Origin of the sequence: Pseudomonas sp. LAIL14HWK12:I10 (genome assembly GCF_900184205.1) — a bacterium.
GTDB lineage: Bacteria > Pseudomonadota > Gammaproteobacteria > Pseudomonadales > Pseudomonadaceae > Aquipseudomonas > Aquipseudomonas kermanshahensis.
The window spans coordinates 1-24,837 of sequence record NZ_FXWU01000022.1; the positions used below are offsets into that span (position 1 = coordinate 1).

Sequence of the window (24,837 nt, forward strand, 5' to 3'; positions counted from 1 at the left end):
CCTGCCTTCCCGCCATGCGCGATCCGGGTAGGAGCAGCCTTGTGCTGCGAAGAGGCCAGTGGCAGCAGCGAAGATTAATGGTGTTTTCACCGGCCTCTTCGCAGCACAAGGCTGCTCCTACCTGGAATTTCCAATGATCAACGAGGGCCATTGATCCCTACTTCGCGCCATCCAGCCCCATCTGCCAGAAATCGGCCTCCAGGCTCGACGCCTGGCCAAAGATCCCTGCCAGCTCCACGAACCGTTGCTCGGTCATGCTCCGCGCGGCCAGTTCATCCAGGTGCTTGCGGGCATTGGCCGCCACCTGCTGATACCCTTCCCCGGCATACTCAGCGATCCACTCACGGTAAGGGTGATCGCTCAGGTCACCAATCCGTTCAGCCAACGTCCGGCCAATTTCTGCGTAGCCGATCACACAGGGCGCCAACGCCACATGCAGCTCCAGCAGATCGCCTGCGGCGCCGCAGTCGAGCACATAGCGGGTGTACGCCACCGTAGCCTGGTGCTCGGGTGCGGCCAGGATATCAGCCTGGGTCAGCCCCCAGCGCGCGCACAGGCGCAGGTGCAGTTCGGTTTCGTCGAGAATCGCCGCGAGGCCCGCCTGGGCGGCGCGGATGTCTGCCGGCAAGCGGCTCTTGTAAGCGGCCAGGGCCCAGGCGCGGGCGAACTGGATCAGAAACAGGTAGTCCTGCACCAGGTACGTCCGAAACGCCGCCTCGCTCAGCGTGCCTTCGCCCATCTGCTGCACGAAATCATGCTCGACATAGCGGTGCCACTCGCCCGTGGTGGCGGCCTTGAGGCGATCGAAAATATCCATGCTCACGCCTCCCCCTCGTACACCGCATCGAAGAAGGCCAGCTCCAAGGCCACGGTACGCAGGTAGAAATCGGTGCTCAGCTCGGCTTCCTGCGGCCCAACGCGGTCCAGTTCGGCCTGCAGGAAGGCGACGAACGCCTGGAACGCCGGGTTGTCGTGCAAGGTGATCCACTCGGCATGCACGAAGTGTTCAGGCAAGGGTTTCGGCGCCTTGAGCGCCCAGTCCAGGTACAACCCTTCGGCGACATTCAATACTGCCAACGCGGCGGCGTACGAGCGGGTGGCGGCTGCTTCACGCATGATCGCCTTGAAGCCTGCGGTCGGCGCAGTGTCCGCGGCCTCTACGCGTTGCGCCGGGCTGACGTCCAGCGCCTCGAAGGCGCGCAGGAAATAGGTGTTCTCATCGCTGGAGATCATACCGGCGAACTGGCCGAAGCGCAGGCGTGCCTCGAAGGTGTCCGCGGTGGCGATCGCAGCGCCGAGCAGGGTCAGGAAGCTGTCGAGAAAGCGGTGGTCCTGCACCAGGTAGCGGACCATGATCGGGTCCGGCAGGCTGCCGTCGCACAGTTGGCTAACGAAGCGGTGCCCGACGGCCGCCGACCAGGTCGGCTCGCTCTGACGGCGCAGGGTTTGCGTGAAGCGTTCGGTCATGATGCTGTCCTCTGCAGGGGGTGACAGCGAGACCGTTGAAGCTGGCATGGACTGGCCTCGCAGTGAGGCCGGCAAAAAGGCAGGTTTCAAGTCCCATTCCTTCGCCGGCATGATCCGGATCAGGTTCGAAGGGTCACCGCGCTGCAACGCTCAGCGGTTTCTCAGCCCGTTGCCGGGCTCCCCTTGGTGGCCCACAGGTATACAGCAGGTAGGAAGGTGCTGTCACGCCCCAAACACTGGGCCTTGGGTGACCCGCTTGTGGGTGCCTGTCCCCAGCCCTGGCACGCCATTATTTAGCGCGACTCAGGTTTTAAAGGATTTGTTTAACAAAGCATTACCGAAACATCTGTTGGCACAGCCGTTGCTCAGGCCCCTTAACCAGGCAAAACGCCATTGATGGCCCCAAGCCATAACGCCGCGAGCGAGGCACCAGGCAATGAAAACACCTGCCGTGAGTCACCCAACCAGGCACACATTCAAACTGTCTGCCGTCACCGTGCTGATGCTCAGCCTTGGGCTGAACCCGGCAATCGCGTCTTCCCTCGATGATGTCGGTCAGCCCCCGCCGACCGACCCCTCTGCCTACACCGACCAGCCGGACGACCCAAACCCGGCGTTGCTCAACCTGTACACCTTGCCGGAAGCCAACGAAGGCTCGTTGGAGCTCACCGATGGCGTCCATGGCGACCGCTCTACCGTGCGCCAGGACAACGTGCTACCGCCCGCGTTGCAAACCTCTGATAAATACCCCACCAACGGCAAGCCCAGCCCGCTGTTCGGTGCGCAGCCCTTTACCCAACAATTGCTGCTGTTCGAAGAATTCGGCCCGGAAAAGCTCGACCCCAGCATCCCGGCACCCGACCTGACCTTCCCGGTACCGACCCTGGGCGCGGCCCCCGCACAAGACCCCAATGTGGTCGCCCGCAGCGGCCCCAGTGGCTCCGCCCTGGAAGCCTTCCTCAAGCAACCGGGCCTGTACCCCTTCCCTACCCAGTTCTCCAACGTGCTCGACCGCAACCCGTGGAAAGCGCAGATAGAGATGTTCCTCAACCGCCACCCGGTCGGCTCGCCGGCTGAAGGCCGCCCACCAGGAAAGGGCTGGTCCCATCAGCGCTGGAACGAGTTCTACCCTCAGGCTGCGTTCAAGACCGCCCAAGCTGGCGCACGCATCAACCTCGGGCTGCGTGACCGCAAGCAGATGCACAATTATGCGGTCGGTGAGTTCGCGCCAGGCGGGCTGTACTACCAGACCTCGGACATCCCCACCACGTTGGGCACCACCAAGGGCATCGACACCCGCTTCCACCCAAGTTTCCCTCTACAAAACCACAAATCGCTGTGGACCTTCGACGGCACCTTCCCGCCCAAGCTGCTGATGGTCCGCTATGGCCAGCCGATCTTGATGCGCCATTACAACGCCTTGCCGATCGACCCGTCGGCCAACGGCGGCTTTGGCCTGCACACCATCTCGACCCACGAGCACAACGGCCACTCCCCGGCCGAAAGCGATGGCTTTGCCAACGCCTACTTCTTCCCCGGTCAGTACTACGACTACCGGTGGCCGGTGCAGTTGGCCGGTTACGACACCATCAACACCCGGGCCCAAGACCCGCGCGCCGCGTTCCCCTGCTCACCGGGCGAAACGTTGTACGTCAACGACGCCTCGCCGGGCCTTAAAACCTGCGAAAACGGCAGCATCAAGATTCGTGGCGACTGGCGCGAAACCATGAGTACCCACTGGTTCCACGACCACATGATGGATTTCACGGCGCAGAACGTCTACAAAGGCAACGCCGTGATGATGAACTACTACAGCGCCCTGGACCGCGGCAACGAGGCCCTGCAGGATGGCGTCAACCTGCGCTTCCCCAGTGGTTCGGCCATGCCGTGGGGCAACCGCGACTACGACGTCAACCTGGTGATTGCCGACAAAGCCTGGGATGCCAATGGCCAATTGTGGTTCAACCCGTTCAATACCGACGGCTTTCTCGGCGACCAGATCCTGGTCAACTGGCAGTACCAGCCCAAGCTGAAAGTACGGGCACGTAGCTACCGTTTCCGCATCCTCAATGGGTCGGTGTCGCGCTACTTCAAATTTGCCGTGGTGCGTGAAATCGCCGGCAGCAGCGGTGAATTCAAAGGCCCGTCCGGCTCCAACGTGTCGTATGCCCGCGTGCCGTTCCACATGATCGCCAACGACGGCAACATCATGGAGCATGCCGTGCCATTCGACGGCACCCTGGACCTCAACGGCGACGGTGACCTCAAGGACAACAACGGCATTCTGCCGCTGCAAGGCATCGCCGAGCGTTACGACATCATCATCAACTTCGCCAAGAACGGCATCAAGGCAGGCGACAAGCTGTACTTCGTCAACCTGATGGAGCACCAGACCGGCAAGGGCCCGAACCTGGCCATTTCCCTGGCCGATGTGCTGTCGGAGAAATACAAGGCGGTCATCAAGCAGACCAGCAAGGGCCCGCAGTGGGACAAAGGCGACCCGGTGGTGGGCAAGTTCATGCAACTGCTGGTGCAGCCTTACAGCGGCCAGGACCTGAGCATGGACCCGGTCGCTTATGAACCGGCCAAGCCGGGCAAGGCCGCAGGCCTGAAGATGATCCCGCTGACCCTCGACCGCAACGCCGTGGCCGACCAGGCCAAGCTCAAGGATGCCCGCCACCGCGAGTTCATCTTCGGCCGTTCCGACGGCACCGACACCAACCCTTGGACCATCAAGACCGATGGCGGCTTCGGCTACAGCATGGACCCACGTCGCATCAACGCAGCGCCGCAACTGGCCAGCGAAGCCACCCAAGGCGGCTTTAGCGGCGACGGCACCCTGGAAGTATGGAAGATCAAGAACGGCGGCAACGGCTGGAGCCACCCGGTGCATGTGCACTTCGAGGAAGGCATCGTGCTCAGCCGCGACGGCAAGGCACCGTCAGAGTGGGAAAAGTGGGCGCGTAAGGACGTCTACCGAATCGGGCCGGATGCCGACTCGTCGGAAGAAGTGGAAATGGCCATCCGTTTCCGCGAGTTTGCCGGTACCTACATGGAGCACTGTCACAACACCCAGCACGAAGACTCGTCGATGCTGCTGCGCTGGGACCTGGAACACCCTGGCCAGTTCCAGGTGATGCCTACCCCGTTGCCGGGTTGGGACGGTGTGGAATACGTCGCTTCTGTAGGCCTGCCAACCTTCCGTACGTCTGGCCACAATGATAACGACGATACCAACAAGCCACCGGTTGCGGTCAACGACAGTGCTGCCACCACGGCCGGCAAGGCGATCACGCTCAATGTGCTGGCCAATGACACCGACCCCGAGCGCAACCTGCCCTTGACCGTCATTGGCCTCAGCCAGCCGGATTCGGGCATGGGTACCACCAGCACCGACGGCACCACGGTGACCTACACCCCACCGGCCACCGTCGCCACACCGTTCACCGCCAGCTTCAACTACTCGGCGCGCGACGCCAAGGGTGCCGAGTCGGTCGCCCCGGCGGCGGTCAGCATCGCGGTGAGCCCGGCAGTACCGGTCGACAACATCCAGGTCAGCAGTGCCTCGGTGCAAGTGCGCAGCGGCAACCGCTACACCTGGGAGCTGGCGGGCACCACCTCGGTGGCTACCGGCAATGCCATCAACGTGACGGTGGCCACCACCAGCGGGCCGTTGAACCTGGGTGCTGCCACGCTGACCGCGGCCACCACGGGTGCCCGTTGGAGGTTGTCGGCCACCACTACCGGCAACGGGCCAGCAACACCGGCGACAGCGACCGTGACGTCGACGCTGGGGCAAAGCGTGACAGCGCCAATCAGCATCAAGTAGGCAAATCAGCTGTAGGAGCAGCCTTGTGCTGCGAAGAGGCCAGTGACAACACAATGCAATTTCGGTGCTTTCACTGGCCTTTTCGCAGCGCAAGGCTGCTCCTACAACGGTTTGTGTAGGATCTTTTACGGAGGACGACTTCATGACTGGCTCATGGCGTGTTCTGCTCGTGCTGTCGCTGTTCGCTGCCAGCATCCCGTTCTGGCCCGTGCAACCCCGGCAAGCCCCACCCCAAGAAACCGCCACCCCCTGGGGCGCCGACTACTTCCCCAATACCCCCCTGCTGACCCAGGACGGTGAAAAAGTGCACTTCTTCGATGACCTGATCAAAGACAAGGTCGTCGCCATCAACTTCATCTTCACCGGCTGCTCCGACTCCTGCCCGGTGGAAACCGCGCGCCTGCGCCAGGTGCAAAAGATTCTCGGCGACCGGGTCGGCAAGGACATATTCCTCTACTCCATCAGCATCGACCCCTACAACGACACGCCGGCCACCCTCAAACGCTACGCCGAAAAATTCGCCATCGGCCCCGGCTGGACCTTGCTCACCGGCGAGCCTGCCGACATCGAGCAATTGCGCAGAAGCTTGGGCCTGTACATAGAAGGCCTGGAAAACGGCCGCTCCAAAGACCACAACCTGAGCCTGATCATCGGCAACCAGGCCACCGGCCGCTGGATGAAAGCCTCGCCCTTTGAGAGCCCCTACATCCTCGCCGACCGCCTGGGCAACAGCTTGCACAACTGGAAGCAAGCCAGTGCCATGGCCAACGACTACGCCCATGCGCCGGAAGTCCGCTCGCCCAGCAGCGGCGAGCAGATCTTCCGCACCCGCTGCTCTTCCTGCCATACCCTGGGCGACGCCGAGCCAGGCCTGCAACGGGGCATCGGCCCCGACCTGTTAGGCGTGACCCGGCAACGCGATGCCCGCTGGCTGAGCCGCTGGCTGAAAGAGCCAGATCAGATGCTTGCGCAAAAAGACCCGCTGGCGATGCTGCTGTACGAGCAATACAACCGCCTGGCAATGCCCAACATGCGGCTGGGCGATGCCGAGGTCGCTGCACTGATGACCTACATCGAAGAAGAAACCACACGCTTGCAGGCGCCGTTGGCAGACACGGCAAAACCCTAGAGGCACTTAGCCATCAGTCATCGGCCTGTCATCATACTGTCGTATGTTTTCAGCATCACCCAGGGTCGGGATTATCAGTCGTGATTCGCCGTTCGCTCTCTTCCGCCAGCCTTCTGCGCCTGTTGATCCTGATGCTGTGTGCCGCCACCCTGGCATTTCTCTGGGGGCTGCACTTCTCCCAGAAAGCCGCTGCGCGCCAGGATGCAGTGTCGGCCAAGGCGGCCGAGCACCTGAACCTGGCCAGCATCGTCGCGCAAAGCCTGCGCCAATTGGTCGACCGTGCCCAGGCCGTTGGCCGCGTCACCCAAGGCGACCTGAAGGCCCCGCGCCAGGGCAACGCCAACCTGGCCCGGTTGCTGGCCGAAGACCCGTTGTTCAAACGCATCAGCCTGTACGACCGACACGGCCGGCTCGTGTCGGCCAGCCATGCCGACGACGCCGCAACGCTGCCTGAAGACTGGCTGCGGCAGTTGCAATTGCACGTTGCCCGCTACGGCTTCAAACCCTTCATGCCCAGTATCGAGGTGCAAAGCCCGCTTAGCGCCCTGCCCACCTGGCGTCTGCCGTTCATATTGCCGCTGACCGACCTGCCCGGCCGCGAAATCGACAACATCCTGGTGGTGCAGCTGGACATCGGTTACCTGGCGGTGCTGTTCCAGCACATCGACCTGGGCAGCACCGGCCTGATGCGCCTGCTGCAGGACGATGGCCACGAACGCCTGCGCATCGACTCCAGCGGGGTGATCGTGGCCGCCGACAGCCTGGAGCCCGATTTGCCGCAGGCCGGGCCTGACGCGGGCGCGCTCACGCAGTATTCACCCGGCGGCCCCTACCAGAGCCTGTACCGGCGCCAGGCCGAGCGAGGCTTTAGCGTGGTGGTCAGCCAACGCTACGAAGAAATCCTGGCGCCGACGGCCTTGGCCTACTCACGGCAGTTCTGGCTGAACCTGAGCATGACCCTGATGATTCTGGCCAGCCTGGTGTGGACGTTGCGCCTGCTGCGCAAACGCCAGGAAGCGTTCAGCGCCCTGGAGCACGCACAGCAGGTCAACCAGCAACTGATAGAGCGGCTTGAGGACGAACACCGGCGCAGCAGCCACGCCGCGGCCACTGACCACCTCAGCGGCCTGCACAACCGCCGCCAGTTCGTCGAAGTCGCTGGGCTTGCGCTGACCCGGCAACGGGGCAAACGCCGGTTGATGGCCATCCTGTTCATCGACATGGACCGTTTCAAGTCGATCAACGACTCACTCGGCCACAAGATCGGCGACCTGCTGCTGCAAGCCGTGGCCGGGCGAATCCAACGGTTGCTGGAGCCGGGCGACGAAGCCTCGCGTTTTGGTGGTGACGAGTTCGTGGTACTACTGGCCGGTCAGCGCAGCGAAGAGCAGATCAACGTCTGGGTACGCGAGTTGGTGCAGAAACTCTCGACCACCTATGCGCTGGATGGCCAGGAGGTCAACACCAGCCCCAGCGTCGGCGTCAGTATCTGCCCACGCGATGGCCAAGACATCGACAGCCTGATCCGCTGCGCCGATGCCGCGATGTACTCGGCCAAGCAGGCCGGGCGTGCCCAGTACCGCTTCTTCGACCCGTCGCTGAACCTTTCCGATATCCATGCCTTCACCCTCGAGCAAGCCTTCGGCGCGGCGTTGGCCGAGCGCCAGTTCATCCTGCATTACCAACCGCAGATCCGCCTCGATACCCACCAGGTGCTGGGCTACGAGGCACTGGTGCGCTGGAACCACCCGGAATTCGGCCTGCTTTACCCGGACCGCTTCATCGGCCTGGCCGAGCGCAGTGGCTTTATCATCGAGCTTGGCTGGGAAGTGCTGCGCCTGGCTTGTGAGGCGCTCGCCCGTTGGCACGCGCAGGGCCGCGAAGCGCGCCTGGCGGTCAATGTTTCGGCGCTGCAGTTGCGCCAGGCAGGCTTCAGCACGCGGCTACTGAACAAATTGCAAAGGTACGGCATCGCCCCACACCGGTTGGAGCTGGAAATCACTGAAACCACCATCCTTGACCCCGAGGGCACGGCGGTCGAGCACCTGCAGCGCTTGCGCGAAGCGGGCCTGGGCATCAGCCTGGACGATTTCGGGCGCGGCTATGCAGGGTTCGCGCACCTGCACTCGCTGCCGTTGAGCAAGCTGAAAATCGACCGTTCGTTGATTGCGCCGTTGTCCAACAGCCATGACGACAGCCCGATCGTCTCCTCCACCATCATCCTGGCCAAGCGCCTCGGCCTGGAGGTGGTGGCCGAAGGTGTGGAGACCCGTGAGCAAGTGGTGTGCCTGAAGCTCGCCGGTTGCGACATTGCCCAGGGGTATCACTTCAGCCGCCCACTGTCGCCGGCACAACTGCTCGACTACCCACCCTTCAACGGCATCGATGAAAAGGTAGGTGTCTACTAAAGAGGGATGGATGCCAGGACAGGCAAGCCGATTCGGTTTATCGTGTCACCACTGAATACCGGCTACTGCACCATGACCGACATCGAGCGCTACGTCCGCGCCGCCACCCGTGACAACACGCGGCGCAGCTACCAGGCTGCCATCGACCATTTCGAGACCCAGTGGGGTGGCTTTCTGCCCGCCACCGCCGAGGGCGTGGCCCGTTACCTGGCCGACCACGCCGAGCAGCACGCGGTGAGCACTTTGCGTCAACGCCTCGCGGCCCTCAGCCAATGGCACATCAGCCAGGGCTTCCCCGACCCGACCAAGGCGCCGCTGGTGCGCCAGGTACTGCGCGGTATCCGCACCCTGCACCCGACACCGCCAAAACAGGCTGCACCGCTGTTGCTGCAACACCTGCAAACCGCCGTGCAATGCTTCGAGGACGAAGCCCGCCAGGCACGCGAATGCCACGACTTGACCACCCTGCGCCGAGCGCGTCGCGACACGGCGCTGCTGTTGCTGGGGTTTTGGCGAGGGTTTCGGGGGGATGAGCTGGCGCGCCTGCGCGTCGAGCACATCCAGGCTGAAGCCGGTGTCGGCATCACCTTGTTCCTGCCTCGCAGCAAGGGTGACCGCGAAGCGCTTGGCGTGCAGCACCGCACGCCGGCACTCAAGGCATTGTGCCCGGTCAGCGCGTACCTGCAGTGGATCGAAGTGGCCGGCATCGCCCATGGCCCGGTGTTTCGCAAGCTCGACCGCTGGGGCAACCTCAGCGACGCGGCGCTCAACAGCAACAGCCTGGTTGGGCTGCTCCGGCGCATGCTGGAGCGTGCCGGGGTACCGGCGGCGTTGTACACCGGCCACTCGCTGCGCCGTGGTTTCGCCACGTGGGCCACGGCCAATGGTTGGGAACTGAAGTCGTTGATGAGCTACGTGGGCTGGAAGGACGCCAAGTCAGCACTGCGCTACATCGACTCGGCGCAACGCTTTGGTGAGCTGGCCGTGTTACCGGCCAGCCAGGTGCACAACCTCATTCCTTGAAGGCGTGGCGCGCAATGCCGCCGATTTCCGGGCGGATCGCATAGAGGTCGCCAGCATCCGGGTAGTGCCGCAGCTCTACAGCGTTCATGCCGAACCGCGCGGTGGTGATATACAAGGTGGTCATCCCTTCACCGCCAAAGCAGCAACTGGTCGGGCGCGTCACCGGCATCACCACCTGGTCGGTCAGGTGGCCGTGACGGTCGTAACGCAGCAGGCAACTGCCATTGAACTGGCACACCCACAGCCCGCCTTCGCGGTCTAGCGCAATGCCGTCCGGGCGCCCCAGCTCAGCAGGTGTTTCGGCAAACAGCGTAACCTCGGTCAAGCGGCCTTCGGGCAGGTACTCGGCGCGGTAGATGGCGCGGGCGACCGAGTCGACGAAGAAAACGCTTTTCCCGTCTTCCGACCAGGCCAGCCCGTTAGGCAGCGCCATGCCATCGTGGATCACCTGGTCGCTCAGTTCCGCGTCGAAACGGAACAAGGCGCCGGTCTTGCCACTTGGGGCTTCGTCCATCAGGCCGCTGACGAAACGGCCCTGGGGGTCGCAGGCACCATCGTTGAAACGGTAGGTGGAACGCGGGTGAACCGGCACGGAGTATTGCCGCACCTTGCGCGCGTTCACGTCCAGAATGGCGACACTGGAATCCTCGGTGAAGATCAAGTTGCCCTGGTCGGTCAGGGCCAGGGCGCCAATGCGTGCGGCCGACTCATACAGGCTTTCGACCTCGCCGTCCGGGTTCAGCCGATTGATGCGCCCATCGGTGATATCGACGAAGTACAGCGCGCCGCTGCGCGCGTCCCAAACCGGGCTCTCGCCCAGATCGGCGCGGGTGTTGGCGACCTTGACCGGTACGTAATGGCATTCCTTGATGCGGCTCCAGCGTTCGGCCACTTCCTTGAAGTTGCCCGCCTGTACCCGCGCCAGGTCGCGTGGGTAGCTGACGCCGCTGTTCTCGGTGAAACGGGTGGCGGTGAACTGCCCGTTGCTGGCACGCAGGATGTAGCCCGTGTCGCGGCACAGCGAGCTGGCCAGGTACAACAACCCTGGGGTGACCCATTCGGGCTTGAGCTCTTCCGGGGCCTGGGTCACGCCCCACATGCGGGTCTTGGCCACGGGCGAGATGGCATTGACCAGGATGCCGTGCTCCATCCCTTCCATGCTCAAGGCGTTCATGATGCCGACCTGGGCCATCTTGCCGGCTGAATAGGCCACCAGCCCGGGCTGCGAATAGCGCTGGTACATGGCGCGGTCCGAGGTGGTCAGCACCACGCGCGGGGCGGCGGAATGCTTGAGGTACTTCCAGGCATGCTTGGCCAGCCACACCGGGGCGTGCACGCTGATGCCCAGCGCGCGCTGAAGAAAGGCTTCTTCCTGCGCTTCGATGCCCTGGTAATCGACCCAGCCTGCATTGTGAATGAGGATATCCAGTGCGCCAAACTGCTCGATGGCCAGCTCGATCAATTGTTGGCAGGCGCGTTCGTCTTCCAATTGCCCGGCATGGGCGATCGCGTTGTAGCCCTTGGCCTGCAGGGCCGCGAGTGCCTGGGCTAGGGCCGACGGGTCCTCGCCCTGGCCTGCCCGGTCAGTCCCCAGGTCGCTGATGACCACGCGGGCGCCTCGCTCGGCCAGTGCCATGGCGTAAGCCAGGCCCAGCCCTTGGGCAGCACCGGTGATGATCGCGACTTTGTTCTTGAATGGGTCTGTGATTGGCATTGCAGGGCACCTTCGATTCTCCTTTTTTACGATAACAATAAAAAAATCAATGACTTAATATTAAAAGCATGCAACTTTGATATCTCAGGGATATCACCGAGGCTTTGTCACTCGGTGGCCACGCACTATGATGGCCGCCTTGCAGGGGTGGCGCCTGCCAGGCACCCCGGCAAGTCGATGAAGGAACATAGAATGATCGAGACACGTTTGCTCAGGCAGTTCATCGCCGTAGCCGAAGAACTGCACTTCCACAAGGCCGCCATCCGCCTGCACATGGCGCAGCCGCCCCTGAGCCAAGCGATCAACCGCCTTGAAGAAAAGCTCGGCTTCAGCCTGTTTCTGCGCAACAAGCGCGGGGTCAAGCTGACTGCCGCTGGCATGGCCTTTCTGGAAACCGCCTACCGCACGCTCAAAGAGCTGGAGCAAGGCATCGAATACGCGCGCAATGTCTCGGAAGGCATCTGCGGCAAGCTGACCATCACGGCCATCTCCATTGCGTATTACGAGTCGCTGCTCACGACCTTGCGCAGGTTCCGCGAGGTCTACCCGAATGTACGCCTGACCATCCGCGAGATGCCCTCAGCCTCGCAGGCCAAGGCCTTGATGGCCGGCGAAGCCGACATCGGTTTCATGCGCAAGCTGCCGATGCCGCCCGATACCATCGAGTCGCGGCTGTTGCTCAACGAGCAGATCATCATGGCCCTGCCCGCCAACCACGCCAGGGCCCATCAGCCGCTGGTCGACCTGCGCGATTTTGCCGAAGAGGACTTCGTCTTCACCCCGCAAGCCCTGGGCAGTGGCTACCACAGCCAGTTGATCGCCCTGTGCGAGTCGGCCGGTTTCTACCCCAAGGTGGTGCAGGAGGCGGCGCAGATCCACACCCTGATCGGTCTGGTCGCCTGTGGCTTCGGTGTGGCCCTGGTGCCGGAATCGATCGCTTACTCGACGCTGCGTGAGCGCGTGCAATTCCGCCCGATCCGCCCGATCAAGGACCAGCCCACCCCAACCATGGGCCTGTACATGAACTGGAACATCCAGAACGCTTCGCCGGCCCTGGGCAGCTTCATCGCCATGCTCGACCAGGGCGCGCCGAAGCGCTTCAGCGACACCCTGCAGAACCCTCTGATCCTGTAGCCCTACACCGTCAACCGGTACTCACGTAGCCAGGTGTCCAGCGCCAGGGCCGTCTCCAGGTTGTTACGCCGCAGTTGCGAGTTGAAATAGCCCTCGGGCTGGCGCAACTCGGCGGCCAGCCGACCGTGGTCGATGATCTGGAACACGGGCCTGTCTGGCGCCTTCAGCAACTGCCGAATGCGCTCGCGCAGAAAGCGCTCATAGGCCAGGTTCGCCGACGTCGGGTACGGGCTTTTGCGCCGTTGCAACACCGCAGGCGGTACCCGGTCGGCGCCGGCCTGCTTGAGCAACCATTTTTCCTCGCCATCCTTGCCCTTGATCGACCACGGCACGTTGTACACGTACTCCACCAGTGAATGATCAGTGAACGGCACCCGCACCTCGAGGCTCGCGGCCATGCTCAGGCGGTCCTTGCGATCGAGCAGAATCGGCAGCCAGCGCTGCAGGTGCATGTGGCAGATTTCGCGCATGCGCCGTTCCTGCGGACTGTCCCCTGGCAGATGCTCGACGCTGTCCAGGGCCTGGTGATAACAGCTGTCCTGATACTGGGCAAAATCGCAGGCCCGGTTGAACTCAGGGTTGATCAGCTCGGGCTGCAGCAGTTGCATGCGCGACAACCAAGGGAAGCGCGCTGCGGCCACGGCCTGCGGGTCGCGGAACCAGGCGTAGCCCCCAAACACTTCATCTGCCGCCTCACCGGAGATGGCCACCGTGGAATGCGCGCGGATCGCCTTGAACAACAGGTACAGCGAGGTGTCCACGTCGCCGAAGGTGGCCGCGCTGTCGTTGGCGCGGTACACCGCCAGGCGGGCCGGGTCCGACACCAACTCCCGGTTGTCTATGAGGATGGTCTGGTGCCGGCTGCCGATGTACTGGGCCGCCGCCAGGGCATAAGGCTGGTCACGTTCGGGGCGAAACGCATCACCCTGAAACTGCTCGGCCTGGCCGACGAAATCCACCGAGAACGAATTCACCGCCCCGCCCTGCTCGGCCACTAACCGCTGTTGCGCCATGGCGGTCAGCAGGGTCGAGTCCAGGCCACCGGACAGCAGCGAGCAAACCGGCACATCGGCATGCAACTGCTCGCCCAAGGCATTGTCGAGCAGCTCGCGGGTGCGTTCGACCGTGGTCGCCACGTCGTCCTGATGCTCGCGGCGTTGCAACTGCCAGTAGCGGCTGATCTTTACCTGCCCCTGGGGCCGCCAGGACAACCGATGCCCCGGCGGCAATTCGCTGACCCCGCGAAAGGCAGTGCGGGTGGTGCCCCGGGACAGGCTTAAGGCATCCACCAGGCCGACCGCGTCTAGGGTGCTGGCAACCTCGGGGTGGGCAAGAATCGCCTTGATCTCGGAGCCGAACAGCAACCCCTGCTGGTGACGGGCGTAGTACAGCGGCTTGACCCCCAAGCGGTCACGCACCAGCAGAAAGTGGCCACTGCGCCCATCGAACACGGCGAAGGCGAACATGCCATTGAGGTGGTCGCAGCACTGCTCGCCCCACTCCAGGTAGGCGTGCAGCACCACCTCGGTGTCGCTGCGTGTTTTAAACACATGCCCGGCCTGGCGCAACCGTTCGCGCAGGGCATGGTGGTTATAGACCTCGCCGGTGTACACCAGCGCGACGTCTTCACCCGTGGCGAAGCGGTAGGTCATGGGCTGCACGCCACCGCTCAGGTCGATGATGGCCAGGCGCCGATGCCCGAGCAAGGCGTTGCGGTGCTGCCAGCTGCCGCTGGCATCCGGCCCGCGCAAGGCCAAGGTATCGGTCATGGCGCCGAGCACCTGGCGCTGTTGCGCGAGGTCGCGGGTGTAGTCCACCCAGCCTGTAATTCCGCACATGGCTCGCCCCTTACACCTGAAGACGACGGGTAGGCAGCAGGCCGATCAGCGCCTGCACACGTTTGGCGATGTCCAGCAACTGCTGCTCGCTGTCGCGTCGGCCCATGATCTGTATGGCCAGGGGCGCCTTGCCGTCAGCGCTGAGGGCGATCGGCACGGTAATGGCCGGCAGGCCGCTGAAGCTGGCCAGAGGGGTGAAACCGATTTTCTGGGCATAGTCGTGATCGTCCGGTGACGGAATGGTCGAATCACCTGGTTGCGGGCTGCGCCGGTCGAAGGGCCGGTTCGGGTCCATCGGGAAAATAACGACATCCACCTGGGCGGCCTCGAACCAGGCATCGATACCCGCCCGCACGGCGTCCATGCGGGCATGAATGCGCGAGTAGTCGCTGTCGCTTACCCCTTCACCTACCTTGAGCGCGCTGAGCGTTGACCAATGCAGTTCGCAGTCGAAGCGTCGCGCCCAGGCCGCAGATGCCAGCCAAGCGTCGCGCGCGCACAGCTGCCAGGCATCGCCACGGCAGGCCCACAGGTCGGGCATGGCCACTTCACGCGGGGCCATGCCCAGGTCGGCCAGTGCAACACGGGCCTGGCTCAACATGTCGAGCATTGGTGCGCTGGTCAGCGCAGGGTCGAGCGCGTGTTCAAGCACGCCGACACGGTACTGCTGCTTGAGCGGCTGCTGATCGCCCAGCAACGGCCCCAAGCCCAGCATCGGCAGCAGCAGGGCAAAGTCGTCGGCGCTGCGGGTCACCCAACCCAAGGCGTCCATGCGTGGCGACAGCGGGAATACTCCGGCCAGGCTGGCGGCCTTGTGGGTCATGCGCAAGCCGACCATGCCACAGTGGGACGCCGGCCAACGCACCGAGCCCAGCACATCGGTACCCAACGAGATGTCGCACAGGCCCGCAGCCACGGAAACCGCAGAACCGGTGCTGGAACCCGATGGGTCGATGGTCGGGAAATGCGGGTTGCGGCAGCCTGCGCCGAACGCGATGTTCAGCTCGGTGGTCGCCACCTTGCTGGTCAGCGCGATACGCGGGTCGAGGTAGCTCAGCGCCTCGGCGCTGCGTTGCGGGTAGTGACGGTAGCTGCGCAGCCCCAGGCGGGTCGGCAGGCCGGCGACGTCCACGGTGTCCTTCACCCCCAGCCGGACCCACGGCGCCTCAACTGGGCGGGTGCTGGTCAGGCAGCGATAGTGGCTGTCGGCGTGATCGCGCCAGGCCTCATACTGTGCAGCCCAATCAGCCGCCAGTGCAGGGCTGCGTTCCAGCAGTTCGAGGCGCTTGCGCAGGCTTAGGCCGAGGTATTCGGGCTGTTCGCGGCCACTGGCCAGCGGCGCACCGCAGTGGTTCAGGTAATGGGCGATGGTGCCCTGGGTATCAGCGTGGCTCATGGGTGTATTCCTTGACAGTTAATGAGGCGGCCCACGGTTGGGGCTTGCCGGTGGCAGACAGCGGCAGGTGTGCGACCCGGCGCACGGCGACCGGTCGCGGGTGGTGCGCAGGCCAGTGCGTGAGCGCTTCGCGCACCGCCTGCTCGGTCAACGTTGGCGAACTGAACAGCACTTCGAACGCTTCGGCGCGCAACCCATCGCGCACCGCCACGCAGGCCAGGGTCGGGCACTGCAGGCGTTGGCCGAGCTCGCTGGCCAGGTGCGCCAGGTCGAGCCGAACCCCGTTGACCTTGATCAGGCTGCTGGCCCGGCCCAGCCATTGAAAGCGTCGCGCGTCCAATGGCAGCACCAGGTCATCGCAACGGTGATGGTGTGCCGGGGTTGCAGCGCCCTGCTCCCTCGCGATGCGTGGGCTGCCGACGTCCAGCGGGCCGGCTGCGCCGATCGGGCTCAGCAACTCGACATCGCTCAGCAGCGTCCACGGTTGCTCTGCGGTACTCTGCGCATCCAGCGCACGATAGGCCATGGCGCCGGTTTCGGTGGCACCCAGCAGCTCGATGAAGCGCACCTGCGGCCCTGCAAAGCGGTGCACGGTGGCCAATGCGTCCGGTGGCAACAGCGATGCGCTGTGCACCACCAGTACCGAACGCCGTACTGAAAGGCGCGCCAGCAGTGCAGGCAAGAGCCGCCAGGTGCTGGCAATGGCGAGGATCACACAGGGCCCGTCGCCATCGAGCTGCGGTAACTGCTGCTGTTCCAGCGAGCAGGCCTGTAACCGCGCGCTCAGCCATTGCGCACCGACCTCGCCCAGGATCATCCCATAGCTGTGGCAGCTCGGCGCGAACGACAGGACCTCGGTCGCGTCAGCCGCCCAGCGGCCGAGAATCAGCGCGGCCTCGTCGACCATCTGCGCGTGGCTTCGTAGCCAGTGGCGTGGCGCGCCGGTGGAGCCCGACGTGGTGAACAGATGATCGCCGCTCACGGGGTGGCCTGCAGGGTCAATTGGTCTTCGCGTTTCTGGGCGACGAACTGCTCCATCTTTTCCAGTGTTTCAAACCAGTAGCGAACGTCGTCACTCAGGTAATCCACTTCGATGGCGAAACAGGCTTCAATGGCGGTGATGACCTCGACGGCCATCAGGCTGTCGAAGCGTTCGCCTAGAAAATCGCGGAAGCTGTCACGCTTATCGATGGCGTTGATCTCGTCACCGAGTAATTGCGCCAATGCTTGACGAATCTGCTGCTCAATAGAAAGGTTGCTCACGCGCCTGGTTTTCCTTGTTGATGGTGGGCATTGATCAATGCCGTTCCCGCGCTGTAGAACACGTGTTCTGGCAGGATCGGATCAAACTGCAAATAGATGAAAGCGTTCGGGTAGTGACTGACCAGGCAACGGTGCAGGCCTTCGGCCAAGGCCGCATGGGCCAGCCCGTCGCGCGCCACCGACAGGGTGATGCGCAGGTAGAACTGCAACGCCACGCCGCTGCCATCCACGGTCGGCAACGGCATGCCGGCGCTGAACACGCACCCCGGTTCCAGCGGATTGAAAAACACCATGCAGTGCGCGGTATCGGCGCCCTGCGCTTTCAGCAGGCGGGTGAACGCCAGGGCCAGGCGCTTGCGCTCGATGGGCTGCAGTGGTGCGCAGGTAACAGAAATGGTTGGCATGCCTGCTCCTCACGACAGCTGCAGGTTGGGCAGGTGCTGACGCTTGCCTTCGGCAAACCCCTGCAACAAGCGCCCCAGGCAATCGGACAGTGCGTCGTGGCCCTCCAGGTACAGCGGCGACCAGGCATGGCCTTGGCCGCTGCGCACCTTGTCGAGGAAGAACTGCAGGTGCGCGCGGTCGACCGGCAACCCCTGCGCGGCGCCGAACGCCACGGCCTGGTAGGTGCTGAGCAAATCAGGGATGCGCTGGCCGAAGTTAGCGAAGCCGCCTTGGCGCACCTTGTGTGCAACCAGCAGTTCGTTTGCCTGCTCGCGCACATCCCGGCCCACATGGTGCAGGCAGATCAAGGCTTGCAGGCTGGCACGCAAGGACGTCTGCCCTCGTGGGTAGGCGGCGTGCCCACCTTGCTGAGCGCAGCTGGCCACAAAGGCCTCCAGCGCCACAAGGTCGACCCCAGCGTTGTTGCCCAGTTGCTGGAGGATCGCCACCGCAGACGCCGTGGACACCAGGTCCGACCCGCGCCCCTCCCAGAACCCGAAGCCACCATCGGGGTTCTGCAACGAGGCCAGCCAGTGCCCGACCGCCTTGCGCGCCGCTGGCTGGCCGGCGAAGGCGCCCGCCGCCAGGCCCCAATTGGTGCAGCGGACTTCGGCGCCCCGCCCTGGCATGTACATGAGTCCAGGCTCGTTAGGCATTTGGCAGCCTTCGATCCAGTGCAAGGCTGCCGCCCGTTGCACAGCATTCAGCTGTTCGCCGAGCACGGCAGCCGCCGTGGTCAGCACATCCGCCGCGCTGTCGACCTGCCGATAGGTGTAGCCCCCCTGAGGCAGCGCCAAGGTCGCGATGAACCGTGCAATGTCATCTGCCAGGTGGGCCACCGGCTCTCCCAACGCCTTGAGCGAGCCCACCGCGCAAAAAGCGGCCCAGACGTCCTCGCCGTCATAGCCCTGCCAACGCACGAAAGCGCCACTGGGCCGACGCAGTGCGTCGATCCAGGCGATACACGCGTGGCGCGCCAAGGGCTGCGCATGCAATGCCGCAAGGCTCGCCGTGGCGCGGTAGGTCGCCCACAGGCACGGCTGCTCGGCAGCCTCGCTGAAGCGAAAGCCGCCGCTTTCCACCTGCTGCGCCTGCAACCAGGCAATCAACCGCGGCAGGTCCCACCGCGGTGCTGGCAGCCCTTGCTGGGCCAGGGCTCGCGCGGCCATCACGCCGTAGAAGCAGGCTCGGGTGTCGGCCAAGTTGCGCTGGGCAAAGTCCGCGGACCAACTGAGGCCGCCATTGCTGCACTGCAGCCCTTCCAGCCAGGCGTACAACGCCGGGGCATCGGCCACCTGCCCCTGGCACACCTCGATTAACGTGCGCACGGCATAGTGGGTGGCCCAGACGTCCGCCGTCTGGCCGGGGCACATGGCGTAGGCATCACCGTCGAACAGCGTTTGCAGCCAATCGGCAGTTTGGGCGCCATGGTCAATGGCGATACCCAGGTCCTTGAGCGTTTCGGTGCAATAAAAAGTCGCCCAGGCGTCGGATGGCATGCCCTTGCTCCAGGCGAACCCCCCATCGCGGTTACGCCGGGACTGGATATAGCTGTGCAGGGCCGGCGTATCGACGCTGTCGAGGCGCTCGACCCAGGCCAGGCCGCGGATCGCGGCGTATGTGCACCACAAGTCAGGCTGGCCGTTGCCCAGACCGCGCCCTTGGGCAAGGGGTGACGTGGTCATTGCTTGCCCCCCACGAAGCGCAGGTTGGTCTTCTTCCAGCTTTTTTGCGAGCCACCGCTCTTGTTGATGGCCGACAAGTTGTTGACGAACAGCACACGGCTCCAGCGCAGCCCCATCAGTTGCTCGGAACGTGCCAGCAGCTGCGCTTGCAATGGGCCTTCCTGGGCGTTGTCCCAGTGCACGTCACGTTCAAGGATCAACGCGGCGCTGTCGTTCTGGCGGTCGATTTCGATCACATAGCCAGTCGCGTCGCAGGCGCCGTAGACCACCTCTTCGACGGCGCGAATCTCAAGGTCTACGCCGGCCACCGCGATGCTGTCGCTGTCGCGGCCATTGACCAACAGGCTGGGGCTGCTCCGCCCGGCTTGCCAAGGCGCGGTAAGGGTGACGCTGTCGCCGGTGTCCAGCCGCAGTAACGGCCGCGCATACAGGTTCAGCGGGGTGACGACGAGGCGGCCGGTCAGGCCTTCGGCGGGCGTTACCAGCCTGCCGTCCGGCAACAGCAGCTCGAAATAATTCGTGGCCGTGGCCAGGCGCATCTGCTGGCCCGCGCCTACGGCTGCCAGCGTGCCGGTCTCGGTACTGCCATAACTGGCGTCGTGTACCTCGCAGTGCCACCCGCGGGCCAAACGGTCACGAAACGGCTGGGTGTTGACCTCGCCCAGCAGCATGATCGTGCGCACCGACTGGGCAAACGTGTCGAGCAGCTCCCGCTGCTTGAGGTAGCGGGTCAGTTGCACCAGTACGCCGGGCGCGATGAACAGCACCGTGGGCCGGTAGGTGTCGAAGGTCGTGCACACCCGTTCCCAATCGGTGATGCCGGTGGTAAAGGGATAGAGCCGTACATGCGACACGTCGAGGTATTCGCAGACGTTGGCGATCAGGTCGCCGACCGGCACGATGTCCGATGGCATCAGGTTGGCCACCCGCGCCCCGGGCTGCAGCACCGCTCGCCAGTGGCTGGCGACGCTGACGGCATTCCAGATGATGTCGTGTTTCAGGCGCGGGGTTGGGGTTGGCTCGCCGGTGGTGCCGGTGGTGGCGTAGTACTTGGCCGCATCGCCAAGGGCTACGGTGCAAAACGCCAGGGGTTGGCTTTTCAGCGCGGCCTTGGCGGTCAGCGGCAATTGCTGGAACGCTGTGAAGCTGTAGGGGCCAATCCCTGCGTAATGGCTACTGTGTTGTGCACGCGTCCAGACTGCTTGCAACTTGCGTTCATAGAATGCGGCATCGGGCACGCGCCCGACCTGCTGTTGAAGTTCGCCCTCGGCATCCTTCAACACGCCGAAATCCTTATCGCCATGAACTAACATCGACTCGCCCTCTCGAATAAACAGTGCAGAGAATTGGCGAGCGACGGGGGTTAAGTAAAATACTTAATAGTAAGTAGCGGTGAGAGTCGGACGGTATTACTGGGCCGAAATAGAGCCTTTTGCGTGGGTTGTATGTAGCGCTTTTCTGATCAAAATCAGCGATTCGGCCTTTGTTTATGGCGAGATATCAAACAAAGATAATTTCCATATTTGCCAAGTCTCATAACTTCGGCATGGACGTGTAGGCGCAGCCTTAGGGCGCGAAAGGGCTGCAAAGCAGCCCCCACACTAGTTGCACTTACACGGAAATCTCTGACCGCGCTTACACCGCGCAGCGCCACAGCCGGGCGATATCACCGGCGCGCGCCTGCAGCAGCTCGCGGGCGTTGGCGCACGCCTGCTCCAGGCTCATCGGCCCGCTGGCCAACGCAAAGGCTGCGTCGATGCCGTGGCCATACAACTGCTGATACCCCTCCCCCAGCGTGCCCGCCAGCACCACCACCGGTACACCATGGCGCTTGGCGACCCGGGCCACGCCCATTGGCGTCTTGCCACGTAGGGTCTGGGCATCGAAACGTCCCTCGCCGGTCAGCACCAGGTCGGCGCCTTGTACCAGCGCGTCCAGGCCAGCGAGCTCTGCTACCACCTCGACGCCAGGGCGGAACTGCGCGCCCATGAACGCCTTGGCGGCAAAGCCCATGCCGCCTGCCGCGCCGCAGCCCGGGAAGTCACGCACGTCCTCGCCCAGCAAGTGCGCGCAGTGATCCGCAAAGTGCCCCAGTGCCTGGTCCAGTGCTTGTACTTGCTGCGGGTTTGCCCCCTTCTGCGGGCCGAAGATCGCCGAAGCGCCATTGGCACCGCAGAGTGGGTTGTCGACGTCGGCAGCAACCTCGACCTGGACCTCGGCCAGCCGAGGGTCGAGGTCGCTGGCATCGATACGTGCCAGCTTTGCCAGGGCCAGCCCCCCTTCTTCCAGTGCTTGCCCCTCGGCATCCAGCAGCCGCAGCCCCAGCGCGCGCAGCATGCCACTGCCGCCGTCATTGGTCGCGCTGCCGCCAATGGCCAAGACAATGCGGCGGGCACCCGCAGCCAAGGCGGCGGCGATCAGTTCGCCCGTACCCCAGGTGCTGCTGCGGCAGGCATCACGCTGCTGGGTGGGCACCAATTGCAGGCCACTGGCCTGGGCCATTTCGATGATCGCCGTGCGGCTCTGCGGCAGCCAACCCCAGCCGGCCTCGACGCTGTGCCCCAACGGCCCACGCACAGCCAGGCGGCGTAATTCGCCCTGGCTGGCGGCCAAGATGGCGTCCATGGTGCCTTCACCGCCGTCGGCCATGGGGCATTCGACGAGCTCGGCATCAGGCCACACGTCGGCCAGGCCGGTGGCAATAGCGCGGGCGACACCGGCAGCGTCGAGGCTGTCCTTGAACGAGTCGGGGGCGATGACGATCTTCATGGGGATTCTCCTGTCCAGATGAGCGGCATGCTGACAGTTGCCTGGCAAGGTGGCCTCGGTCAAATGCACAAGACGGCGGAGGCGTTGTTTGGGCAAATGCCTTTGGCCAGCGCTTCACTCAGCTCGCAACAACTGCAACCCCAGGTACAGGCTGAGCATCCCCTCCATCCGCAAGGGGTCGACCTCGCCCAGTTCGGCGATCCGCTCCAGCCGGTAGCGCAGGCTGTTGCGGTGAATGCCCAAGGCGTCGGCACAAGCCTGGCTCTGGCCATCATGGGCACACCAGGCGCGCAGGGTCGCAATCAGCTGACCACTGGCGTCCTTGGCGCGGATGCGTTGCAGCGGTTGCAACAGCTCATCCAGCGCATCGTCATTGCGATGCCGCCACAGCAAGGCCGGTAGCCGGTACCGCTCAAGGCTGAGCAGGCGCTCGGCCGGCAGCACCTCTTGCCCATAAGCCAGCAGGTCGCGCACCCGGCGATAACCACGGCGCAGTTGTTCCAGGCTTTGCGCCACGCACCCCAGGGCCAAGCGCTCAACCTGCCAGCCGTGACGCTCGAGGCGCTCCAGCAACCGCGCGTCGTCCAGCACCAGACCCGCCGGGCGACACCACAGCAGCGATTGCCGTGCGGGGCTGACGCACCAGCTGTCCGGGTAACGGCTCATCAGCCAGGACGACAGGGCTTCGGCAGGCGGCCCTGATTCCAGCTCGAACAGGCAAGGTACCCTTGGCAGTTGCGGCTTCAGGCCGAGCTGACGGGCTTCATCGAGCAGCCGAGGCGAATCGCCGCTGCCGCCTAACAGCAAGGCGAGCAGGTCGTCGCAGCGTTGCCGCCGCCATTGCTGTTCAACCTGCAGGTGGCGCTGGGCCAGGAGCATTTCAGCAGTCATGCGCACCAGTTCGCCATAGGTACGCAGCTGCTGCGGGTCGCCGGTCAAGCCCAACACCCCCATCAGCCGGCCATCGAGCATCAATGGCAGGTTCACCCCGGGCTGCACGCCTTTGAGGCACTTGGCCGCGTCCACGTCGAGCTCGACGATCCGGCCGTTGGCCAGCACCAGTTGTGCGCCTTCGTGGCGGGTGTTGATGCGCTCCGGCTCGCCACTGCCCAGGATCAACCCCTGGCTGTCCATGACATTGACGTTGCACGGCAAAATGGCCATCGCCCGATCAACGATATCCTGCGCCAGGTCATGGTCGAGTTCGAACATTCAAGGGTCCTTAGGGTGGTAGGCTTTGGTCCCGGGCACAGCGCCCCTGGTCAATCGCTGTGCAAAAGCACAAAGACAGGCACGTCGCTGTCCCCGAGACTCGTCAGGGCGAGCGCCGGAACAGGCGACGCGGTGACAACCATAACAACAGAGAACCCGATCATGGCACACAGCCCCGCCCCTGACCAAGGCACGGATACCACCCGCAATGCGCTGTACCGGCGCATCACCCTGCGGCTGATTCCGTTCATTTTCATCTGCTACCTGTTCAACTACCTGGACCGCGTCAACGTCGGCTTTGCCAAGCTGCAGATGCTCGACGCGCTGAAATTCAGCGAAACGGTATACGGCCTTGGCGCCGGTATCTTCTTCATCGGCTACGTCCTCTGCGGCCTGCCGAGCAACCTGGCGCTCAACCGCTTCGGCCCCCGGCGCTGGATCGCGCTGATGATGATCGCCTGGGGCAGCCTCTCGACCTGCCTGCTGTTCGTCACCACCCCCACCGAGTTCTACACCCTGCGCCTGCTGACCGGCGCGGCTGAAGCCGGCTTCTTCCCTGGCGTGGTGCTGTACCTCTCGCGCTGGTTCCCGGCTGCCCGTCGCGGCGCAATCATGGCCTTGTTCATGTCGGCGATCCCGGTGTCGGGGCTATTGGGCGGGCCGTTTTCCGGCTGGATCCTCGAACATTTCGCCGCCGGCCAGCATGGCCTTGCCGGCTGGCAATGGCTGTTCCTGATTCAGGGCCTGCCCACCGTCGTTCTGGGTTGCCTGGCAATCCGCCTGCTCAGCGACGGCTACCAGAAAGCCGCCTGGCTGAGCCCGGCCGAACGCCAATTGATCGAAGCCGACCTGAAGGCCGATGCCGCGAGTAAACCCGCCACCACCGGTGACGGCGTGCTCGCAGTGTTGACCAACCCGTTGATCTGGACGTTCGGCTTCGTCTACTTCTGCATCCAGAGCGGTGTGTACGCGATCAACTTCTGGCTGCCGTCGATCATCAAGAACATGGGCTTCGACAACCCCTTGTTGATTGGCTGGCTGAGCGCCATTCCGTACCTGCTGGCGGGTGTGTTCATGATCGTCTGCGGGCGTTCGGCAGACCGGCGCAACGAACGTCGCTGGCACCTGGTGGTGCCGATGCTGATGGGCGCCATTGGCCTGTTGATTGCGGTCAACTTTGCCAGCAACCCGACCATCGCCATTCTTGGCCTGTCGATCGCCACCATGGGCGCCCTCACCGGCCTGCCGATGTTCTGGCCAATGTCTACCGCCCTGCTCAGCGCGGGTGCAGCCGTGGCCGGCCTTGCGCTGATCAACTCGGTGGGCCAGATGGCCGGCTTCCTCAGCCCGTACCTGGTGGGTTTCATCAAGGACCAGACCGGCTCGACCGATGCTGCGCTGTATTCGTTGGCGGCATTGATCGTGGTCGGTAGCCTGGTGGCGCTGCGGGTAACGCGCGCAGGGGCGTTGGCCACAGCCAAGGCCAACTAGAACGCCTGTGTAGGAGCAGCCTTGTGCTGCGAAGA

The 24,837-nt window shown here is 64.0% G+C and carries 18 protein-coding genes, 1 pseudogene and 1 riboswitch; of the genes and pseudogenes, 6 read left to right on the top strand and 13 right to left on the bottom strand.

Features of this window, described 5'->3' with window-relative positions:
- Window positions 1–157: 157 nt before the first annotated feature.
- Complete coding sequence (gene tenA, locus QOS90_RS27015; protein WP_085274376.1) at window positions 158–817, bottom strand: thiaminase II; 660 nt, start codon at window positions 815–817, stop codon at window positions 158–160.
- A 2-nt stretch (window positions 818–819) separates the two neighbouring features.
- On the bottom strand, window positions 820–1,467 hold the full coding sequence (locus QOS90_RS27020) for a TenA family protein (RefSeq protein WP_085274377.1): 648 nt from the start codon (window positions 1,465–1,467) through the stop codon (window positions 820–822).
- Window positions 1,468–1,546: 79 nt separating this feature from the next.
- A riboswitch (TPP riboswitch) is annotated at window positions 1,547–1,661 on the bottom strand.
- Between the two features lie 242 nt (window positions 1,662–1,903).
- Between QOS90_RS27020 and QOS90_RS27025 the strand changes: the two genes are divergently transcribed.
- From QOS90_RS27025 to QOS90_RS27040, 4 genes are all read left to right on the top strand, one after another.
- Entirely contained in the window at window positions 1,904–5,296 is a 3,393-nt protein-coding gene (locus QOS90_RS27025) for an Ig-like domain-containing protein (RefSeq protein ID WP_085274378.1), read from the top strand.
- 142 nt (window positions 5,297–5,438) lie between these two features.
- The gene (locus QOS90_RS27030) at window positions 5,439–6,425 is read left to right on the top strand and encodes an SCO family protein (RefSeq protein WP_027595400.1); all 987 of its coding nucleotides are present in this window, start codon (window positions 5,439–5,441) and stop codon (window positions 6,423–6,425) included.
- Between the two features lie 80 nt (window positions 6,426–6,505).
- Complete coding sequence (locus QOS90_RS27035; protein WP_085274379.1) at window positions 6,506–8,833, top strand: putative bifunctional diguanylate cyclase/phosphodiesterase; 2,328 nt, start codon at window positions 6,506–6,508, stop codon at window positions 8,831–8,833.
- A 42-nt stretch (window positions 8,834–8,875) separates the two neighbouring features.
- The gene (locus QOS90_RS27040; RefSeq protein ID WP_218186931.1) at window positions 8,876–9,856 is read left to right on the top strand and encodes a site-specific integrase; all 981 of its coding nucleotides are present in this window, start codon (window positions 8,876–8,878) and stop codon (window positions 9,854–9,856) included.
- On the opposite strand, the gene QOS90_RS27525 is transcribed toward QOS90_RS27040, so the two are convergent.
- On the bottom strand, window positions 9,846–10,898 hold the full coding sequence (locus QOS90_RS27525) for an SMP-30/gluconolactonase/LRE family protein (protein WP_371098215.1): 1,053 nt from the start codon (window positions 10,896–10,898) through the stop codon (window positions 9,846–9,848). The two genes, QOS90_RS27040 and QOS90_RS27525, sit on opposite strands and share 11 nt — an antisense overlap.
- Window positions 10,899–10,922: 24 nt before the next feature.
- A pseudogene (locus tag QOS90_RS27530) lies at window positions 10,923–11,570 on the bottom strand (SDR family NAD(P)-dependent oxidoreductase); the annotation flags it as partial.
- 192 nt (window positions 11,571–11,762) lie between these two features.
- Here QOS90_RS27530 and QOS90_RS27050 point away from each other — a divergent pair.
- Window positions 11,763–12,704, top strand: a complete 942-nt coding sequence (locus tag QOS90_RS27050; protein ID WP_027595404.1) for a LysR family transcriptional regulator — start codon at window positions 11,763–11,765, stop codon at window positions 12,702–12,704.
- Window positions 12,705–12,706: 2 nt separating this feature from the next.
- On the opposite strand, the gene asnB is transcribed toward QOS90_RS27050, so the two are convergent.
- From asnB to QOS90_RS27095, 9 genes are all read right to left on the bottom strand, one after another.
- Complete coding sequence (gene asnB, locus QOS90_RS27055; protein WP_085274380.1) at window positions 12,707–14,542, bottom strand: asparagine synthase (glutamine-hydrolyzing); 1,836 nt, start codon at window positions 14,540–14,542, stop codon at window positions 12,707–12,709.
- A 10-nt stretch (window positions 14,543–14,552) separates the two neighbouring features.
- Window positions 14,553–15,938, bottom strand: a complete 1,386-nt coding sequence (locus QOS90_RS27060; RefSeq protein ID WP_085274381.1) for an amidase — start codon at window positions 15,936–15,938, stop codon at window positions 14,553–14,555.
- The gene (locus tag QOS90_RS27065) at window positions 15,925–16,920 is read right to left on the bottom strand and encodes an AMP-binding protein (protein WP_085274382.1); all 996 of its coding nucleotides are present in this window, start codon (window positions 16,918–16,920) and stop codon (window positions 15,925–15,927) included. The genes QOS90_RS27060 and QOS90_RS27065 overlap by 14 nt, the downstream gene beginning before the upstream one ends.
- Entirely contained in the window at window positions 16,917–17,201 is a 285-nt protein-coding gene (locus QOS90_RS27070; RefSeq protein WP_085274383.1) for an acyl carrier protein, read from the bottom strand. The genes QOS90_RS27065 and QOS90_RS27070 overlap by 4 nt, the downstream gene beginning before the upstream one ends.
- Entirely contained in the window at window positions 17,198–17,605 is a 408-nt protein-coding gene (locus tag QOS90_RS27075) for a hypothetical protein (RefSeq protein ID WP_085274384.1), read from the bottom strand. Before QOS90_RS27075 ends, QOS90_RS27070 begins: the two co-directional genes overlap by 4 nt.
- Window positions 17,606–17,614: 9 nt before the next feature.
- Window positions 17,615–19,330: a prenyltransferase/squalene oxidase repeat-containing protein gene (locus QOS90_RS27080; RefSeq protein ID WP_085274385.1), complete on the bottom strand. Its 1,716-nt coding sequence runs from the start codon at window positions 19,328–19,330 to the stop codon at window positions 17,615–17,617.
- Window positions 19,327–20,613, bottom strand: coding sequence for a phenylacetate--CoA ligase family protein (locus tag QOS90_RS27085; protein WP_238217547.1), 1,287 nt, complete (start codon window positions 20,611–20,613; stop codon window positions 19,327–19,329). The genes QOS90_RS27080 and QOS90_RS27085 overlap by 4 nt, the downstream gene beginning before the upstream one ends.
- A gap of 352 nt (window positions 20,614–20,965) precedes the next feature.
- Window positions 20,966–22,099 carry a glycerate kinase gene (locus QOS90_RS27090; protein WP_085274387.1) on the bottom strand — a complete coding sequence of 378 codons (1,134 nt, stop codon included), beginning with the start codon at window positions 22,097–22,099 and terminating at the stop codon, window positions 20,966–20,968.
- Between the two features lie 114 nt (window positions 22,100–22,213).
- The gene (locus QOS90_RS27095) at window positions 22,214–23,311 is read right to left on the bottom strand and encodes a sugar diacid recognition domain-containing protein (RefSeq protein WP_027595413.1); all 1,098 of its coding nucleotides are present in this window, start codon (window positions 23,309–23,311) and stop codon (window positions 22,214–22,216) included.
- A 162-nt stretch (window positions 23,312–23,473) separates the two neighbouring features.
- On the opposite strand from QOS90_RS27095, the gene QOS90_RS27100 reads away from it, so the two are divergent.
- Window positions 23,474–24,802: an MFS transporter gene (locus QOS90_RS27100; RefSeq protein ID WP_085274388.1), complete on the top strand. Its 1,329-nt coding sequence runs from the start codon at window positions 23,474–23,476 to the stop codon at window positions 24,800–24,802.
- Window positions 24,803–24,837 lie beyond the last annotated feature (35 nt).

Coding starts and splice junctions, on each gene's coding strand:
- tenA (WP_085274376.1), bottom strand. CDS start 817: ATGGATATTTTCGATCGCCTCAAGGCCGCCACCACGGGCGAGTGGCAC.
- QOS90_RS27020 (WP_085274377.1), bottom strand. CDS start 1,467: ATGACCGAACGCTTCACGCAAACCCTGCGCCGTCAGAGCGAGCCGACC.
- QOS90_RS27025 (WP_085274378.1), top strand. CDS start 1,904: ATGAAAACACCTGCCGTGAGTCACCCAACCAGGCACACATTCAAACTG.
- QOS90_RS27030 (WP_027595400.1), top strand. CDS start 5,439: ATGACTGGCTCATGGCGTGTTCTGCTCGTGCTGTCGCTGTTCGCTGCC.
- QOS90_RS27050 (WP_027595404.1), top strand. CDS start 11,763: ATGATCGAGACACGTTTGCTCAGGCAGTTCATCGCCGTAGCCGAAGAA.
- asnB (WP_085274380.1), bottom strand. CDS start 14,542: ATGTGCGGAATTACAGGCTGGGTGGACTACACCCGCGACCTCGCGCAA.
- QOS90_RS27060 (WP_085274381.1), bottom strand. CDS start 15,938: ATGAGCCACGCTGATACCCAGGGCACCATCGCCCATTACCTGAACCAC.
- QOS90_RS27075 (WP_085274384.1), bottom strand. CDS start 17,605: ATGCCAACCATTTCTGTTACCTGCGCACCACTGCAGCCCATCGAGCGC.
- QOS90_RS27080 (WP_085274385.1), bottom strand. CDS start 19,330: ATGACCACGTCACCCCTTGCCCAAGGGCGCGGTCTGGGCAACGGCCAG.
- QOS90_RS27090 (WP_085274387.1), bottom strand. CDS start 22,099: ATGAAGATCGTCATCGCCCCCGACTCGTTCAAGGACAGCCTCGACGCT.
- QOS90_RS27095 (WP_027595413.1), bottom strand. CDS start 23,311: ATGTTCGAACTCGACCATGACCTGGCGCAGGATATCGTTGATCGGGCG.
- QOS90_RS27100 (WP_085274388.1), top strand. CDS start 23,474: ATGGCACACAGCCCCGCCCCTGACCAAGGCACGGATACCACCCGCAAT.